The sequence below is a fragment of the Klebsiella sp. HMSC25G12 genome, assembly GCF_001807705.1.
GTDB classification, from domain to species: Bacteria; Pseudomonadota; Gammaproteobacteria; order Enterobacterales; family Enterobacteriaceae; genus Klebsiella; species Klebsiella variicola.
Genome location: NZ_KV789891.1, coordinates 47,604 through 64,122, shown reverse-complemented (window position 1 = coordinate 64,122; position 16,519 = coordinate 47,604). Strand labels below are relative to the sequence as shown.

The following is a 16,519-nucleotide window of genomic DNA, read 5'->3' as shown; positions in this document are numbered from 1 at the left end:
CAATTATTCATCCCCCAGCGCGAAAGCGATATCGTGTCGTTGACCTTCTCGCTCAACGGTCAGCGTTATTTCGGTCTGTTCATTCAGGTGTTGCAGCGCCTGCTGTGCTTGCGCCTGATCGCGTAAATCAATGCCATTTAGGGCAATGGCTAAATCATTTTCCTGCAGGCCGGATTGACGAAATAGCGAGGCGTCTTTGCCTGGATTAAGGCGATAGCCCTGCAGTTTGTCGCCACTGAGCACCGGCGAAATAGATAAATAAGTGAGGATATTTTGCGGCTGTTCGCGGAGTTGCTTCACAAGAGGCGGAGTGGCCGCTGTAGCGGGCGATGACGACGGCGCGCGGGTATCGTTAAATAACAAAATGGCCTCTTTGCGTCCCTGATAGTTAACGATGATCCGGTCGGGAAGAATGGCGACGATCCGCGCATCGTACCCCGGGATAGTATCGCCGGAACTAAGGCTAACCTGCTGATTTCCTTTTTCTATAATGGCGATGGATCGTGCCGGGTTACTGCTGGCGAGCAGACCCGTAAGGCGTAGTTTCAGGCTGGAAACCGGCACCTGATTGAGGTGGGTTGCATCCGTTGGCGCGGGGTTGTTTTTTGCCGCCAGACCAAACAGGGTAAATACAGGCCGTTCGGTTTTTAATTCCGACTCCGCCATTGGAGAAGCGGTTAATGGCAGGGCGGAAATATCCTCAGGACTCACAGGGAATACCACGCGCCAGGTTAATTTCGCCAGCTGGGGGATAGCGGTTATTAATATGATGAGCGTCACAATTTGTGGTAATAATTTAATTATCCCTTTATTTATATTTGTTAACCCCATCACAGAAACTGGCATTTTAATTCCTTTGCTAATTTATTTTTCTGCACGTTGGCGTAATACCCTACCGAAACAGGTAGGTGATTATTGGCTTTTGAATTATTTATTGCCGGAGAGTGGCGATAAGCGTGGCGAATCATAATCAGTTTGCGGTTTCGGGTCGTCATTCCCTTTATTGATTTACTCCCCCGGCTTCCTACGCCCCCCTCTCATTTGTGGGGGATGATTGCGCCCCGGAAAGCAAAAATATCTAATTAGCGCGCTGTAAAGATATTCATCCTTTCTTACCTTTTATAATTTAATAAGCATATTAGGGACTATCGAATGCTCAGATATACCTGTCATGCCCTATTTCTTGGATCGTTAGTATTATTGAGTGGCTGTGATAACAGCTCTTCCTCTTCACCCTCTGGCTCACCGGGTTCACCAGGCAATCCTGGCAACCCAGGCACGCCCGGTACGCCCGACCCGCAGGATGTGGTCGTCCGCTTACCGGACGTTGCCGTCCCTGGCGAAGCGGCGCAGGCTTCCGCCAACCAGGCTGTCATTCACCTTGTCGATATCGCCGGCATCACCAGCAGCACGCCGGCCGACTATGCGACTAAAAACCTCTATCTATGGAATAACGAAACCTGTGATGCGCTGAGCGCGCCGGTGGCGGACTGGAATGATGTCAGCACTACGCCGACCGGCAGCGACAAATATGGCCCTTACTGGGTGATCCCGCTGACTAAAGAGAGCGGATGTATCAACGTTATCGTCCGCGATGGCACCAATAAGCTTATCGACAGCGACCTGCGCGTCTCTTTTGGTGATTTCACCGATCGCACGGTATCGGTCATCGCTGGCAACAGCGCGGTCTATGACTCCCGCGCCGACGCCTTCCGCGCCGCCTTTGGCGTGGCGCTGGCCGATGCGCACTGGGTCGATAAAACCACCCTGCTGTGGCCGGGCGGCGAAAATAAACCCATTGTGCGCCTCTATTACAGCCACAGCAGTAAGGTGGCCGCCGACAGTAACGGCGAATTTACCGATAAATATGTCAAGCTGACCCCCACTACTGTCAGCCAGCAGGTGAGTATGCGCTTCCCGCATCTCGCCAGCTATCCTGCCTTTAAGCTGCCGGATGATGTCAACGTCGATGAATTGCTGCAGGGCGAGACGGTGGCGATATCCGCCGAAAGCGACGGGATCCTGAGCTCCGCCACCCAGGTGCAGACCGCCGGCGTGCTGGACGATACCTATGCCGCTGCCGCCGAGGCGCTGAGCTATGGCGCCCAGCTAACTGATAGCGGCGTGACCTTCCGCGTCTGGGCGCCCACGGCGCAGCAGGTTGAGCTGGTGGTCTACAGCGCCGACAAGAAGGTGGTGGCCAGCCATCCGATGACCCGCGACAGCGCCTCCGGCGCCTGGTCCTGGCAGGGCGGGAGCGACCTGAAGGGCGCGTTCTACCGCTACGCGATGACCGTCTACCTCCCGCAGTCGCGTAAAGTCGAGCAGTACGAAGTGACCGATCCCTACGCCCATAGTTTGTCGACCAACTCGGAGTACAGCCAGGTGGTCGATCTCAACGACAGCGCGCTGAAGCCGGAAGGCTGGGACGGGCTGACGATGCCGCACGCGCAGAAAACCAAAGCCGACCTGGCGAAAATGACGATCCACGAGTCGCATATTCGCGATCTCTCTGCCTGGGATCAAACCGTTCCCGCCGAACTGCGCGGTAAGTATCTGGCGCTCACCGCCCAGGAGAGCAATATGGTCCAGCATCTGAAACAGCTGTCGGCCTCGGGAGTGACCCATATTGAGCTGCTGCCGGTCTTCGATCTGGCGACGGTCAATGAGTTCAGCGACAAAGTCGCCGATATTCAGCAGCCGTTCAGTCGCCTGTGCGAGATCAACAGCGCGGTGAAGAGCAGCGAGTTCGCGGGCTATTGCGACAGCGGTTCGACGGTCGAAGAGGTGCTGACCCAACTGAAGCAGAACGACAGCAAGGATAACCCGCAGGTGCAGGCGTTGAATACGCTGGTGGCGCAGACCGACTCCTATAACTGGGGCTACGATCCGTTCCACTACACGGTGCCGGAAGGATCCTACGCCACCGATCCGGAAGGCACGGCGCGCATTAAAGAGTTCCGCACCATGATTCAGGCGATCAAGCAGGATCTGGGAATGAACGTCATTATGGACGTGGTGTACAACCACACCAACGCCGCCGGCCCGACCGACCGCACCTCGGTGCTGGATAAGATCGTCCCCTGGTACTATCAGCGCCTGAATGAAACCACCGGCAGCGTGGAATCGGCCACCTGTTGCTCCGACTCGGCGCCAGAGCACCGGATGTTCGCCAAGCTTATCGCCGATTCACTGGCGGTATGGACCACCGATTATAAGATCGATGGCTTCCGCTTCGACCTGATGGGCTATCATCCGAAAGCGCAGATCCTCTCGGCCTGGGAGCGCATTAAAGCGCTGAACCCGGACATTTATTTCTTTGGTGAAGGCTGGGATTCCAACCAGAGCGATCGCTTTGAAATTGCCTCGCAAATCAATCTGAAAGGCACCGGGATCGGCACGTTCTCCGATCGTCTGCGTGACGCCGTGCGCGGCGGCGGGCCGTTCGATTCCGGCGATGCATTGCGCCAGAATCAGGGGGTGGGCAGCGGCGCCGGCGTTCTGCCGAATGAGCTGACCAGCATGACCGACGATCAGGCGCGCCACCTCGCCGATCTGACCCGTCTGGGCATGGCCGGTAACCTCGCGGACTTCGTGCTGATCGACAAAGACGGCGCGGTGAAGAAAGGCAGCGAGATTGACTATAACGGCGCGCCTGGCGGCTATGCGGCTGACCCGACGGAAGTCGTGAATTATGTGTCAAAACACGACAACCAAACGCTGTGGGACATGATCAGCTATAAAGCTGCTCAGGAGGCGGATCTCGATACCCGCGTCCGGATGCAGGCGGTGTCGCTGGCGACGGTGATGCTCGGCCAGGGGATCGCCTTTGACCAGCAGGGCTCGGAGCTGCTGCGCTCTAAATCCTTTACCCGCGATTCGTATGATTCCGGTGACTGGTTTAACCGCGTGGATTACTCCCTGCAGGACAACAACTACAACGTCGGTATGCCGCGCAGCAGCGATGATGGCAGCAACTATGACATCATCGCCCGGGTAAAAGACGCGGTGGCGACCCCGGGTGAAACGGAGCTCAAGCAGATGACCGCGTTTTATCAGGAGCTGACCGCGCTGCGTAAATCCTCTCCGCTGTTTACCCTCGGTGACGGCGCGACGGTGATGAAGCGCGTGGACTTCCGCAATACCGGCGCCGATCAGCAGACGGGTCTGCTGGTGATGACCATCGATGATGGGATGCAGGCTGGCGCCAGTCTGGACAGCCGTGTCGACGGCATCGTGGTGGCGATCAACGCCGCACCGGAAAGCCGGACGCTGCAGGACTTCGCCGGCACATCGCTGCAGCTGAGCGCCATCCAGCAGGCGGCAGGCGACCGTTCGCTGGCGAGCGGCGTGCAGGTTGCCGCTGACGGCTCGGTCACGCTGCCGGCCTGGTCGGTAGCGGTCCTCGAGCTGCCACAGGGGGAATCGCAGGGCGCTGGCCTGCCGGTGAGCAGTAAATAACATAACGTGGGGCGCCCGTAAGGGCGCCTCTGGCTGATGACAAACCTGTTTCGTTATTGTGCTCGCCTTTCTGCCGGGTGGCGGCTTTCGCCTTACCCGGCCTACGAAAGACGGCAATATCAAACAGTTATGCAGTTGTCTGTCGGCCCGCACTAGCGTAGCGCCGCCGGGCAATCTCTGAAGAATGCACTTTGTCAGCAGTCTGGGGCGCCCGTAAGGGCGCCTTCTCTGCACCGTGAGGGAACAGGAGACGGTTGTGATTGTTCGTGATGATAGTGAAAGAGGCATCTCGCCGCTGACGGCGCCTCAGCCGTCCACCGCGCAGGCAGACGCGCCGGTAAGCCGCGGCCGGATGGTGCAGATCCCCGGCTGGATTATCCCGCTGTACGCCGGATTATTTATCGCGCTCGGCTGGTTTGGCGGCGAGCAGTGGCGCCATCCGTCACCGCCGCAAACGCTGCCTCTGCCGGTGGCTCATGCGGCGCTTTTGCCGTTAACCGCCGCCGGGGAGACCGCGCCAAAAAACCCGCCGTCGGCGGTAAAACCCAGCGCGCCTGCGGCGCCGGTAATGGACAGCGATACGCTGCCGCCCCTGCGCTATAGCGCCCATGTCTATGCCTCGCTACCGGAAAAGCGCAGCATTGTGTTAAACGGCAAAGCGTGGTCGGAGGGTGATTCCCCGCTGCCCAATCTGGTGGTGGAGCAGATCCAGCAGGATGTGACGATCTTTAGCTTCAACGGCACAACATTTACCCTGGCGGCGCTGGATGACTGGCCAGGCGGGAAAATTGACGAGGAGCCGAAAGGGGAATAAGGGCTACGCGCAATAAAATGCGCGTTGAGAATATTTTGTTTAGTCGCTGCGCAAGCTGGCAATAAAGGGAGCGAGCTGGCGATTAAATTGACTACACTGTGTGGCTTCCGGAGTGCTGTCCTGCAAAAGTTGTTGATAAAGCCGGTCGCTATTTTGGCTTAACGTCGCCACGTCAATATTTCCCCACCCGCGCGCTTTGCCGACATTCACCGCTGCCCGATATATCGTTTCATCGGCGGGCAGATCGCTACGATTACATTTATTCTTGAGATAGCGCGTCCCGGCTGCTACCGACGAGAGCTGCTCCAGCTGCGCCTGGCTGCTGATGGCCGGGCTGAGCGTTGAGGCGGGTTTCTGTTGGCAGCCAGAGAGCACGGCGACCACGCAAAGCGAAAATATAAGCGGAATGCGCATAGTAAAGTAATCAAAATAATGAATCACTGGCCGCTAGTTTAACAAAGATTTTCCTGGTGTCATCATAAAATATTATTCTGCATAAATGTTAACAGGCTCTCATTTTTATTGGAAGAAACTCGATTAATTCCCTTTACTTCTCTCAATAATAAATGTTGTCGTCCGGGAAATATATTTTCGGTGTGAGGCGATGCCGCCGCATTTGGCATCAGGGCGAGCGTCATTTTTTATGTTATTAAAAAACATACTCTTTCCCATCTTGTTACGTGCGCAGGAGGTAAAATGCTGGTTAAGAATGTCGCATTTTAGTGCTATCCTGTATGCCCTGAACATTACGTGCTATGTTCTGACCATTTCTGCTGATGATGCGTTTAACATAATGATTTTATGGTGAATTTTTATTGTTAATATCATGTAAAACGAAGCAAACCAACCTCATGAAAGGCTGGCGGCATGTCCTGCCTGCCAGCAGGTTGTCGTCCGAAGGATAAGCAGCCTGGACGTTAATTTGAGAGATTTCTTCTTCCTCTGTGCAGGGGAAGTATTGAGAATCAGGCCCTTGCGCCTGAACGTTGCGGAGAAAAAGCATGGCGGGAGATGACCGCGAGCCTATCGGACGTAAGGGGAGACCCTCACGTCCGACAAAACAAAAAGTTACCCGTCGCCGGGTCCGGGAAGAGGACTACGACGATGAGTATGATGACGATGATTATGAGGATGAGAAACCGGTGCCGAGAAAAGGAAAAGGCAACGGTGGCAAACCTCGTCGTAAGCGCCGCTGGCTGTGGCTGCTGGTCAAGCTGGGGATTGTCTTCGCGGTGCTGATTGCCGCCTATGGCGTCTACCTCGATCAGAAAATCCGCAGCCGCATTGACGGTAAAGTCTGGGAGCTGCCGGCCGCGGTTTATGGCCGGATGGTGAACCTTGAGCCGGACATGCAGATCAGCAAAAACGAGATGGTGCGTCTGCTGAACGCCACCCAGTATCGTCAGGTCAGCGCGATGACGCGCCCGGGCGAATACACCGTGCAGGCCAACAGCATCGAGATGATCCGTCGTCCGTTCGATTTCCCGGACAGTAAAGAAGGGCAGGTGCGCGCGCGTCTGACCTTCGATGGCGACCATCTGGAGACCATCGAGAATATGGATAATAACCGCCAGTTCGGTTTCTTCCGTCTCGATCCGCGTCTTATTACCATGCTGCAGTCGCCGAACGGTGAGCAGCGCCTGTTCGTGAAGCGCAGTGGCTTCCCGGATCTGCTGGTGGATACGCTGCTGGCGACCGAAGACCGCCACTTCTACGAGCACGATGGTATCAGCCTGTATTCCATCGGCCGCGCGGTGCTGGCGAACCTGACGGCAGGTCGTACGGTGCAGGGGGCGAGTACCCTGACCCAGCAGCTGGTGAAAAACCTGTTCCTCTCCAGCGAGCGCTCCTACTGGCGTAAAGCCAACGAAGCGTATATGGCGCTGATCGTCGATGCCCGTTACAGCAAGGATCGCATCCTTGAGCTGTATATGAACGAGGTGTACCTCGGCCAGAGCGGCGATAATGAAATTCGCGGCTTCCCGCTGGCCAGCCTGTACTACTTTGGCCGTCCGGTGGAAGAGCTGAGCCTCGATCAGCAGGCGCTACTGGTGGGGATGGTGAAAGGGGCGTCGGTGTATAACCCGTGGCGCAACCCGAAACTGGCCCTTGAGCGACGCAATCTGGTGCTGCGTCTGCTGCAGCAGCAGCAGGTTATCGACCAGGAGCTGTACGATATGCTGAGCGCGCGTCCGCTGGGCGTGCAGCCGCGCGGCGGGGTGATTTCACCGCAGCCGGCCTTTATGCAGATGGTTCGTCAGGAGCTGCAGGCGAAGCTGGGCGATAAAGTGAAAGATCTCTCCGGCGTGAAGATCTTCACCACCTTCGACTCGGTGGCGCAGGATGCGGCGGAAAAAGCGGCTACTGAAGGGATCCCGGTACTGAAGAAACAGCGCAAGCTGGCAGATCTGGAAACCGCCATGGTGGTGGTGGACCGCTTTACCGGTGAAGTGCGGGCGATGGTCGGCGGCGCGGAGCCGCAGTTCGCCGGCTACAACCGCGCGATGCAGGCCCGCCGGTCGATTGGTTCTCTGGCCAAGCCGGCGACCTATCTGACCGCGCTGAGCCAGCCGAACCAGTATCGCCTGAACACCTGGATCGCCGATGCGCCGGTGACCATTCGCCTGTCCAACGGCCAGACGTGGTCCCCGCAGAACGACGATCGTCGCTTCAGCGGCCAGGTGATGCTGGTGGATGCCTTGACCCGCTCGATGAACGTCCCGACGGTTAACCTCGGGATGGCGCTGGGCTTGCCGGCGGTCGTCGATACCTGGACTAAACTGGGGGCGCCGAAGAATCAGCTCAACGCGGTGCCGGCGATGCTGCTGGGTGCGCTGAACCTGACGCCGATTGAAGTGGCGCAGGCCTTCCAGACGATTGCCAGCGGCGGCAACCGTGCGCCGCTGTCCGCCCTGCGGTCAGTGATTGCGGAAGATGGCACGGTGCTTTACCAGAGCTACCCGCAGGCGGAACGCGCCGTGCCTGCCCAGGCGGCCTACATGACGCTGTGGACCATGCAGCAGGTGGTGCAGCGCGGCACGGGGCGTCAGCTGGGCGCGAAGTATCCGGGCCTGCATCTGGCGGGGAAAACCGGGACCACCAACAATAACGTCGATACCTGGTTCGCCGGCATCGACGGTAGCCAGGTGACCATCACCTGGGTGGGCCGCGACAACAACCAGCCGACCAAACTGTACGGCGCCAGCGGCGCGATGTCGATTTACCAGCGCTATCTGGCGAACCAGACGCCGACGCCGCTGGCGTTGACGGCGCCGGAAGACGTGGTCGACATGGGCGTGGACAGCAACGGCAACCTCGTCTGCAGCGGTGGCGTCCGTTCGCTGCCGGTCTGGACGACGCAGCCGGATGCGCTGTGCCGCCAGGGAGAGATGATGCAGCAGCAGCAGTTGCAGCAGCAGGAAGCGAACAACCCGTTTAATCAGTCCGGGCAACAGCAGCCGCAGCAGCAACAGCAACAGCAACAGCAACAGCAGCAACAGCCGAAGCAGCAGGAGAAGAGCGACGGCGTCGCGGGCTGGATCAAGGATATGTTCGGCAGTAACTGATTTTGGCCGCACAACCCGACCCCTTAATACGAAAGTATTAAGGGGTTTTTTTATACCTGTAAAAAAGTTAACGCCTCTTTAACTCCATAATAACTATCTGGTTATTAATTCGGCCTTCGGTCTCGCCAGGCTGGCATATCGCTTGCCTTGCCTTCGGCGTTTCGCCTATTATATCGCCCGTCATAATAATAATTATCGTTTACGTTATCATTCACTTTCATCAGAGATATACCCATGGCGCGTCCAAAAACTGCTCAGCCAAATCACTCGCTGCGTAAAATCGCAGTCGTAGTAGCCACGGCGGTTAGCGGCATGTCTGTCTATGCACAGGCTGCGGAACAACCGAAACAAGAAGAGACTATCACCGTCGTTGCGGCACCTGCCGCCCAGGAAAGCGCCTGGGGACCGGCGCCGACCATCGCGGCAAAACGCTCTGCCACGGCGACGAAAACCGATACCCCGATCGAAAAAACGCCGCAGTCTGTCTCGGTGGTCACGCGCCAGGAGATGGAGATGCGCCAGCCGACCACGGTAAAAGAGGCGCTCTCCTATACGCCGAGCGTCTTCTCCACCCGCGGTAGCTCGACCACCTATGATGTGGTCACCATCCGCGGTTTCACTACCTCGACGACCGTCAATACCAACCAGTATCTGGACGGCATGAAGCTGCAGGGAAATAACTACTCTGAAGTCTCCATGGACCCGTATTTCCTCGAGCGCGTGGAAGTGATGCGCGGGCCAACCTCGGTGCTGTACGGCAACAGCAACCCTGGCGGTATCGTCAGCATGGTCAGCAAACGCCCGACCACTGAGCCGCTGAAAGAAGTGCAGTTCAAGATGGGCACCGACAACCTGTGGCAGACCGGGTTTGACTTCAGCGACGCCATTGATGATGCCGGCGTCTGGTCCTATCGCCTGACCGGCCTGGGCCGCAGCCAGGATACCCAGCAGCAGATGGCGAAGTCTACACGCTATGCGGTGGCGCCGTCCTTTAGCTGGCGCCCGGACGATAAAACCGACTTCACCTTCCTGAGCAACTTCCAGAATGACCCGGATGCGGGCTACTACGGCTGGCTGCCGCGCGAAGGCACCGTGGTGCCGTATTACGATGCCAACGGGAAGGCGCACAAGCTGCCGACCGATTTCAACGAAGGCGAGGCGGATAATAAGATCTCGCGCCGCCAGAAGATGGTGGGTTATAGCTTCTCCCATCAGTTTGATGACACCTTTACCGTGCGGCAGAACCTGCGCTATGCCGAAGTCGATACCTTGTATCGCTCGGTGTACGGGAATGGCTATGTCGCCCCGGGCTACATGAATCGCGCCTATGTGCGTTCTGATGAGCACCTGAACACCTTTACCGTCGATACCCAGCTGCAGTCTGCTTTCGCCACCGGCGCGGTCAGCCATACGCTGCTGACCGGCGTGGATTACTCACGAATGCGCAACGATGTGGATGCCGACTACGGGACGGCGGATCCTATCAGCATGAGCAACCCGCAATACGGCAACCCGAATATTCAGGTCACTTTCCCGTACGCGGTCCTCAACCGAATGGAGCAGACGGGCCTGTACGCGCAGGATCAGATGGAGTGGGATAAGTGGGTCATGACCCTGGGCGGCCGTTACGATTACGCCACCACCTCAACGTTAACTCGCTCCAGCAACAGCCTGGCGGAGAATCACGACCAGCAGTTCACCTGGCGCGGCGGTATCAATTACCTGTTTGATAACGGCATCTCTCCGTACTTCAGCTACAGCGAATCCTTCGAGCCGGTATCGGGCTCCGGGCTTAACGGCCAGCCGTTCGATCCGTCGCGTGGCAAGCAGTATGAAGCTGGCGTGAAATATGTGCCGAAAGATATGCCAGTGGTGGTCACCGCCGCGGTCTATCAGCTGACCAAAGATAAGAACCTGACGGCGGATCCGGCTAACCAGGCGTTCAGCATCCAGACCGGCGAGATCCGCTCCCGCGGCCTTGAGCTGGAGGCGAAAGCGGCGGTGAACGCCAATATCAACGTCACCGCGGCCTACAGCTATACCGATGCGGAATACACTCACGATACGGTGTTCAACGGCAAGCGTCCGGCGGAAGTGCCGCGTAACATGGCGTCGCTGTGGGCGGATTACACCTTCCACGAAACCGCGCTCAGCGGTCTGACGGTCGGCGCCGGGGCGCGCTATATCGGTTCTACGGTCAGCTATTACAAAACTGACACCAGCACCGGTAACAAAAATGATGCCTTCAATGTGGCCGGTTATGCGCTGATGGATGCGACGGTCAAATACGATCTGGCGCGCTTTGGCCTGCCGGGCTCTTCGGTCGGCGTCAACGTCAACAACCTGTTTGACCGCGAATATGTCTCCAGCTGCTATAGCGAATACGCCTGCTACTGGGGTGCGGGACGTCAGGTTGTCGCGACCGCAACCTTCCGCTTCTAACTACTCACGGGCGCGGTTCGCCGCGCCCAACATCAGGTTGTTGCTATGCAGGAACAGACTCCTCACTCTGAGACCACCTTTGCGTTAAATGGCGTGACCTTTCGCGTACCGGGTCGCACGCTGCTTTACCCCCTTTCGTTAACCTTCCCGGCAGGAAAAGTGACTGGCCTGATAGGCCATAACGGTTCCGGCAAATCCACATTACTGAAAATGCTCGGCCGCCATCAGCCGCCTTCCGCGGGCGAGGTGCTGCTGGACGGCCAGCCGCTGGAGAGCTGGAGTAGCAAGGCGTTTGCCCGCAAAGTGGCCTATCTGCCGCAGCAGCTGCCGGCGGCGGAAGGGATGACAGTTCGCGAGCTGGTGGCGATAGGTCGCTACCCGTGGCATGGCGCGCTGGGGCGCTTCGGCGTGGCGGATCGCGAAAAGGTGGAAGAGGCGATCGCGCTGGTGGGGCTGAAGCCTTTGGCGCAGCGGCTGGTGGACAGTCTCTCCGGCGGCGAGCGTCAGCGGGCGTGGATCGCCATGCTGGTGGCGCAGGATAGCCGCTGTCTGCTGCTTGATGAACCGACCTCGGCGCTGGATATCGCCCATCAGGTCGATGTGCTCGCGCTGGTGCATCGTCTCAGCCAGCAGCGTGGCCTGACGGTGATCGCAGTCCTGCATGATATCAATATGGCTGCCCGCTACTGCGATTATCTGGTCGCGCTGCGCGGTGGGGAAATGATCGCCCAGGGGACGCCAGCAGAACTGATGCGCAGCGACACGCTGGAACAAATCTACGGCATCCCGATGGGGATCCTGCCGCACCCGGCGGGCGCGGCGCCGGTAAGTTTTGTCTATTGATGATGAACCCAACTCTGATAACCCGACGCCGCCTGCTGACCGCGATGGCGCTCTCGCCGCTGCTGTGGCAGATGCGCGGCGCGCAGGCGGCGAACATTGACCCGCAGCGCGTCGTCGCGCTGGAGTGGCTGCCGGCCGAACTGCTGCTGGCGCTTGGCGTCACGCCCTACGGCGTGGCCGACATTCCCAACTATCGCCTGTGGGTGAACGAACCCGCGCTGCCCGCGTCGGTAATCGATGTCGGCCTGCGCACCGAACCCAATCTTGAGCTGCTGACGCAGATGAAACCGTCGTTTATCGTCTGGTCGGCAGGCTATGGCCCGTCGCCAGAAAAGCTGGCGCGTATCGCGCCTGGCCGTGGTTTCACCTTCAGCGACGGCAAACGGCCGCTGGCGATGGCCCAGCGTTCGCTACTGGAAATGGCCGACCTGCTGGGTAAACAACAGCAGGCGAAGCGCCATCTGGCGGAGTTCGACGCGCTGATGGAGAACCTGCGTCCGCGATTTGCCCGGCGTGGCGATCGCCCACTGCTGATGATTTCGCTGCTCGATGCCCGCCACGTGCTGGTATTTGGTGAGAACTGCCTGTTCCAGGAGGTGCTTGACCGCTTTGGCATTCAAAACGCCTGGCGCGGCGAAGCGGCATTCTGGGGCAGTATCACCGTAGGCATCGATCGGCTGGCGGAATTTAAAGAGGCCGATGTGATCTGTTTCGATCATGGCAACGATCGGGAGATGGCCCAGCTGATGGCGACCCCGCTGTGGCAGGCGATGCCTTTCGTGCGCGCCGGGCGTTTCCAGCGCCTTCCGGCGGTATGGTTCTATGGCGCGACGCTGTCGGCGATGCATTTCGCCCGCGTGCTGGCCGATGCGCAGGGGAGGGCGGCGGTATGAACGCGCGTCTCTCGCCGTTAGCCATTTTCCTGCTGACCGGGCTGCTGGTTGCCGCTTTCGCGCTGAGCATCGTCAACCTCAATGTCGCTTTACCTTACGCGCAATGGCGTCAGGCGCTGTGGCAGCCGGATATCGATAATATCGCCCAGATGCTGTTCCATTACAGCCTGCTGCCGAGGCTGGCGATATCGCTGCTGGTCGGCGCCGGGCTGGGGCTGGTCGGCGTGCTGTTCCAGCAGGTGCTGCGTAACCCGCTGGCGGAGCCAACCACGCTCGGCGTCGCCACCGGCGCACAGCTGGGAATGACGGTGACGACGCTATGGGCCATCCCTGGCGTGCTGGCCTCGCAGTTTGCGGCGCTGGCTGGGGCTTGTCTGGTGGGGGCGCTGGTGTTTGGCGTCTCGTGGGGCAAACGTCTGTCGCCGGTGACGCTGATCCTGGCCGGCCTGGTAGTGAGTCTCTATTGCGGCGCGGTCAATCAGCTGATGGTGATTTTCCATCACGATCAGCTGCAAAGCATGTTCCTGTGGAGTACCGGCACCCTGACGCAGACCGACTGGAGCGTGGTGCAACGCCTGTGGCCGCAGCTGCTCGGCGGCGCGTTGTTGACGCTGTTATTGCTACGCCCGTTAACCCTGATGGGACTCGATGATGGCGTGGCGCGCAACCTTGGGCTGGCGCTGTCTCTGGCGCGGCTTGGCGTGCTGACGCTGGCGATTGCCATCAGCGCGCTGCTGGTTAACGCGGTCGGCATTATCGGCTTTATCGGTCTGTTCGCGCCGCTGCTGGCGAAAATGCTCGGCGCCCGCCGCCTGCTGCCGCGATTGCTGCTGGCGGCGCTAATTGGCGCGTTGATCCTGTGGCTTTCCGATCAAATTATTCTCTGGCTCAGCCGGGTCTGGCGGGAAGTCTCGACCGGGTCAGTCACTGCGCTGATTGGCGCGCCTTTATTGCTGTGGCTGCTGCCGCGGCTGCGCAGCATCAGCGCCCCGGTGATGAACGGCGGCGATAAAGCGTTGATCGAGCGCCGCCACGTGCCGTGGTTCGCGCTGGGCGGCTTAGCGCTGCTGCTGTTGGCGATAACCGCCGCGCTGACCTTTGGTCGCGATGCCCATGGCTGGCAGTGGGCCAGCGGCGATCTGCTGGCGCAACTGATGCCCTGGCGCTGGCCACGTGTGCTCTCGGCGCTGTTCGCCGGGGTGATGCTGGCGGTCGCGGGCTGCATCATTCAACGCCTGACCGGCAACCCGATGGCCAGCCCGGAAGTACTGGGCATCAGCTCTGGCGCGGCGTTCGGTGTGGTATTGATGCTGTTCTTCGTGCCGGGCAACGCCTTTGTCTGGCTGCTGCCTGCCGGCAGCCTTGGCGCGGCGGCAACGCTGCTGGTTATTCTGATCGCCGCCGGGCGCGGCGGTTTCTCGCCGCACCGGATGCTGCTGGCGGGGATGGCGCTGAGTACCGCCTTCACCATGCTGTTGATGATGCTGCAGGCCAGCGGCGATCCGCGCATGGCGCAGATCCTGACGTGGATGTCCGGTTCGACCTATAGCGCGACGCCGGAGATGGTGCTGCGTAGTGGCGTGGTGATGCTGGCGCTGCTGGCGCTGGCGCCGCTCTGCCGCCGCTGGCTGACCATTTTGCCGCTGGGCGGCGAGGCGGCGCGGGCGGTGGGGATGGCGCTGACGCCATCGCGTATCGGGTTGCTGCTGCTGGCGGCGAGCCTGACGGCGACGGCGACGCTCACCATTGGGCCGTTAAGTTTCGTTGGCCTGATGGCGCCGCATATTGCGAGGATGCTGGGATTCCGCCGGACGATGCCGCATATGGTGATTTCCGGGCTGACGGGCGGGATGCTGCTGGTGTTCGCCGACTGGTGCGGGCGGATGATCATGTTCCCCTACCAGATCCCGGCGGGGCTGTTGTCGACCTTTATCGGCGCGCCGTACTTTATCTATTTGCTGAGAAAGCAGAGCCGCTAACGATCCTGGATGGCCTCAATATCCCCGGTGGCGCTAGCGCTTACCGGGGCTACAGCGCTGTGCAATTTGGTAGCCCGGACAAGGCGCAGCGCGCCGCCTCCGGGAAACTCCCCGGTGGCGCTATCGCTTACCGGGGCTACAGCGCTGTGCAATTTGGTAGCCCGGATAAGGCGCAATGCGCCGCCTCCGGGAAAATCCCTGCGCCACCAGGCGTTCAAGTACCTTACAGTTTGGCAAACACCCGACGGGCGGCGTCGATGGTGTTGTTAATGTCCTCTTCGCTGTGAGCGACGGACATAAAGCCGGCTTCAAACGCCGACGGCGCCAGGTACACACCTTCCTCCAGCATCAGGTGGAAGAAGCGCTTGAAGCGTTCGACATCGCACTTCACCACGTCCTGATAGCAGGTGACGGTTTCGGCATCGGTAAAGAAGATGCCGAACATGCCGCCGACGTTATTGACCACCAGCGGGATCCCGGTTTCGCGCGCCGCGTTCAGCAGGCCATCCGCCAGCTGGTTGGTCAGCTCGGTCAGGGTTTCATGCACGCCCGGCTGCGCCACTTCGCTTAAGCAGGCGAATCCAGCGGCCATGGCGATCGGGTTACCGGAGAGCGTACCAGCCTGGTACACCGGGCCGGTCGGCGCCAGCGCGTCCATCACTTCGCGGCGGCCGCCGAAGGCGCCCACCGGCATCCCGCCGCCGATGATTTTCCCGAGACAGGTCAGATCCGGCTCCACGCCGTAATAAGCCTGGGCGCCCGCCAGCGCCACGCGGAAGCCGGTCATCACTTCGTCGATGATCAGCAGGGCGCCAAATTCGTCGCACAACGCGCGCAGGCCCGGCAGGAACTCCGGCTGCGGCGGAATGCAGTTCATATTCCCGGCGACCGGCTCGACGATGATGCAGGCGATATCCTGTGGATATTGCTCGAACGCCGCGCGTACCGAGGCGAGGTCGTTATAGGTGCAGGTCAGGGTATGTTTGGCGAAATCGGCAGGCACGCCCGGCGAATTTGGCTGGCCGAGGGTCAGCGCGCCGGAACCGGCTTTCACCAGCAGACAGTCGGCATGGCCGTGATAGCAGCCTTCGAACTTAATGATCTTATCGCGGCCGGTGAAGCCGCGGGCCAGGCGAATCGCGCTCATGGTCGCTTCGGTGCCGGAGTTTACCATCCGCACCATATCCATGGTCGGGACCAGCTCGGTCACCAGCGCCGCCATTTTCACTTCCATTTCGGTCGGCGCGCCAAAGCTCAGGCCGCGGGACGCCGCTTCGATCACCGCATTGCGGATAGCCGGGTGGTTGTGGCCCAGCACCATCGGACCCCAGGAGCCGACATAATCGATATAGGCCTTCCCGTCCACGTCATAAAGATAGGCGCCATCCGCGCGTTCGATAAACAGCGGCGTGCCGCCGACGCCGGTGAAGGCGCGCACCGGCGAGTTAACGCCGCCGGGGATCAGTTCGCGCGCAGCATGGTATAGATTTTCAGATTTGCTCATGGCCAGGGTCCTGGTTC

11 protein-coding genes are annotated in these 16,519 nt (G+C 59.6%); 7 read left to right on the top strand and 4 right to left on the bottom strand.

The window, feature by feature from the left end; all coding sequences use genetic code 11:
• Positions 1–3: 3 nt before the first annotated feature.
• Both gspC and HMPREF3096_RS30905 read right to left on the bottom strand, forming a co-directional pair.
• A complete protein-coding gene (gspC, locus tag HMPREF3096_RS13645; protein WP_008807374.1) occupies positions 4–846 on the bottom strand; it encodes a type II secretion system protein GspC in 843 nt (280 codons plus the stop codon).
• Positions 831–968, bottom strand: a complete 138-nt coding sequence (locus HMPREF3096_RS30905; protein WP_004219434.1) for a hypothetical protein — start codon at positions 966–968, stop codon at positions 831–833. The genes gspC and HMPREF3096_RS30905 overlap by 16 nt, the downstream gene beginning before the upstream one ends.
• Positions 969–1,152: 184 nt before the next feature.
• On the opposite strand from HMPREF3096_RS30905, the gene pulA reads away from it, so the two are divergent.
• Together pulA and gspB are read left to right on the top strand one after the other, a co-directional pair.
• On the top strand, positions 1,153–4,461 hold the full coding sequence (gene pulA / locus HMPREF3096_RS13640) for a pullulanase-type alpha-1,6-glucosidase (protein ID WP_070544507.1): 3,309 nt from the start codon (positions 1,153–1,155) through the stop codon (positions 4,459–4,461).
• A 256-nt stretch (positions 4,462–4,717) separates the two neighbouring features.
• The gene (gspB, locus tag HMPREF3096_RS13635; RefSeq protein WP_022065532.1) at positions 4,718–5,275 is read left to right on the top strand and encodes a type II secretion system assembly factor GspB; all 558 of its coding nucleotides are present in this window, start codon (positions 4,718–4,720) and stop codon (positions 5,273–5,275) included.
• Positions 5,276–5,314: 39 nt separating this feature from the next.
• Here gspB and gspS read toward each other — a convergent pair whose 3' ends face one another.
• Positions 5,315–5,689: a type II secretion system pilot lipoprotein GspS gene (gspS, locus tag HMPREF3096_RS13630; protein WP_012968915.1), complete on the bottom strand. Its 375-nt coding sequence runs from the start codon at positions 5,687–5,689 to the stop codon at positions 5,315–5,317.
• A gap of 587 nt (positions 5,690–6,276) precedes the next feature.
• On the opposite strand from gspS, the gene mrcB reads away from it, so the two are divergent.
• From mrcB to fhuB, 5 genes are all read left to right on the top strand, one after another.
• Positions 6,277–8,841 (top strand): bifunctional glycosyl transferase/transpeptidase, encoded by a 2,565-nt coding sequence (mrcB, locus tag HMPREF3096_RS13625; RefSeq protein ID WP_022065533.1) that lies wholly within the window; start codon positions 6,277–6,279, stop codon positions 8,839–8,841.
• A gap of 234 nt (positions 8,842–9,075) precedes the next feature.
• The gene (fhuA, locus tag HMPREF3096_RS13620) at positions 9,076–11,283 is read left to right on the top strand and encodes a ferrichrome porin FhuA (RefSeq protein WP_022065534.1); all 2,208 of its coding nucleotides are present in this window, start codon (positions 9,076–9,078) and stop codon (positions 11,281–11,283) included.
• A gap of 45 nt (positions 11,284–11,328) precedes the next feature.
• Positions 11,329–12,126: a Fe3+-hydroxamate ABC transporter ATP-binding protein FhuC gene (gene fhuC / locus HMPREF3096_RS13615; RefSeq protein WP_032731634.1), complete on the top strand. Its 798-nt coding sequence runs from the start codon at positions 11,329–11,331 to the stop codon at positions 12,124–12,126.
• Positions 12,126–13,019, top strand: a complete 894-nt coding sequence (gene fhuD / locus HMPREF3096_RS13610) for a Fe(3+)-hydroxamate ABC transporter substrate-binding protein FhuD (protein WP_032731635.1) — start codon at positions 12,126–12,128, stop codon at positions 13,017–13,019. The genes fhuC and fhuD overlap by 1 nt, the downstream gene beginning before the upstream one ends.
• Positions 13,016–14,998, top strand: a complete 1,983-nt coding sequence (fhuB, locus tag HMPREF3096_RS13605; protein ID WP_032731637.1) for a Fe(3+)-hydroxamate ABC transporter permease FhuB — start codon at positions 13,016–13,018, stop codon at positions 14,996–14,998. The genes fhuD and fhuB overlap by 4 nt, the downstream gene beginning before the upstream one ends.
• 223 nt (positions 14,999–15,221) lie before the next feature.
• Here fhuB and hemL read toward each other — a convergent pair whose 3' ends face one another.
• Positions 15,222–16,502 (bottom strand): glutamate-1-semialdehyde 2,1-aminomutase, encoded by a 1,281-nt coding sequence (hemL, locus tag HMPREF3096_RS13595; protein ID WP_032731640.1) that lies wholly within the window; start codon positions 16,500–16,502, stop codon positions 15,222–15,224.
• Between the last annotated feature and the right edge of the window lie 17 nt (positions 16,503–16,519).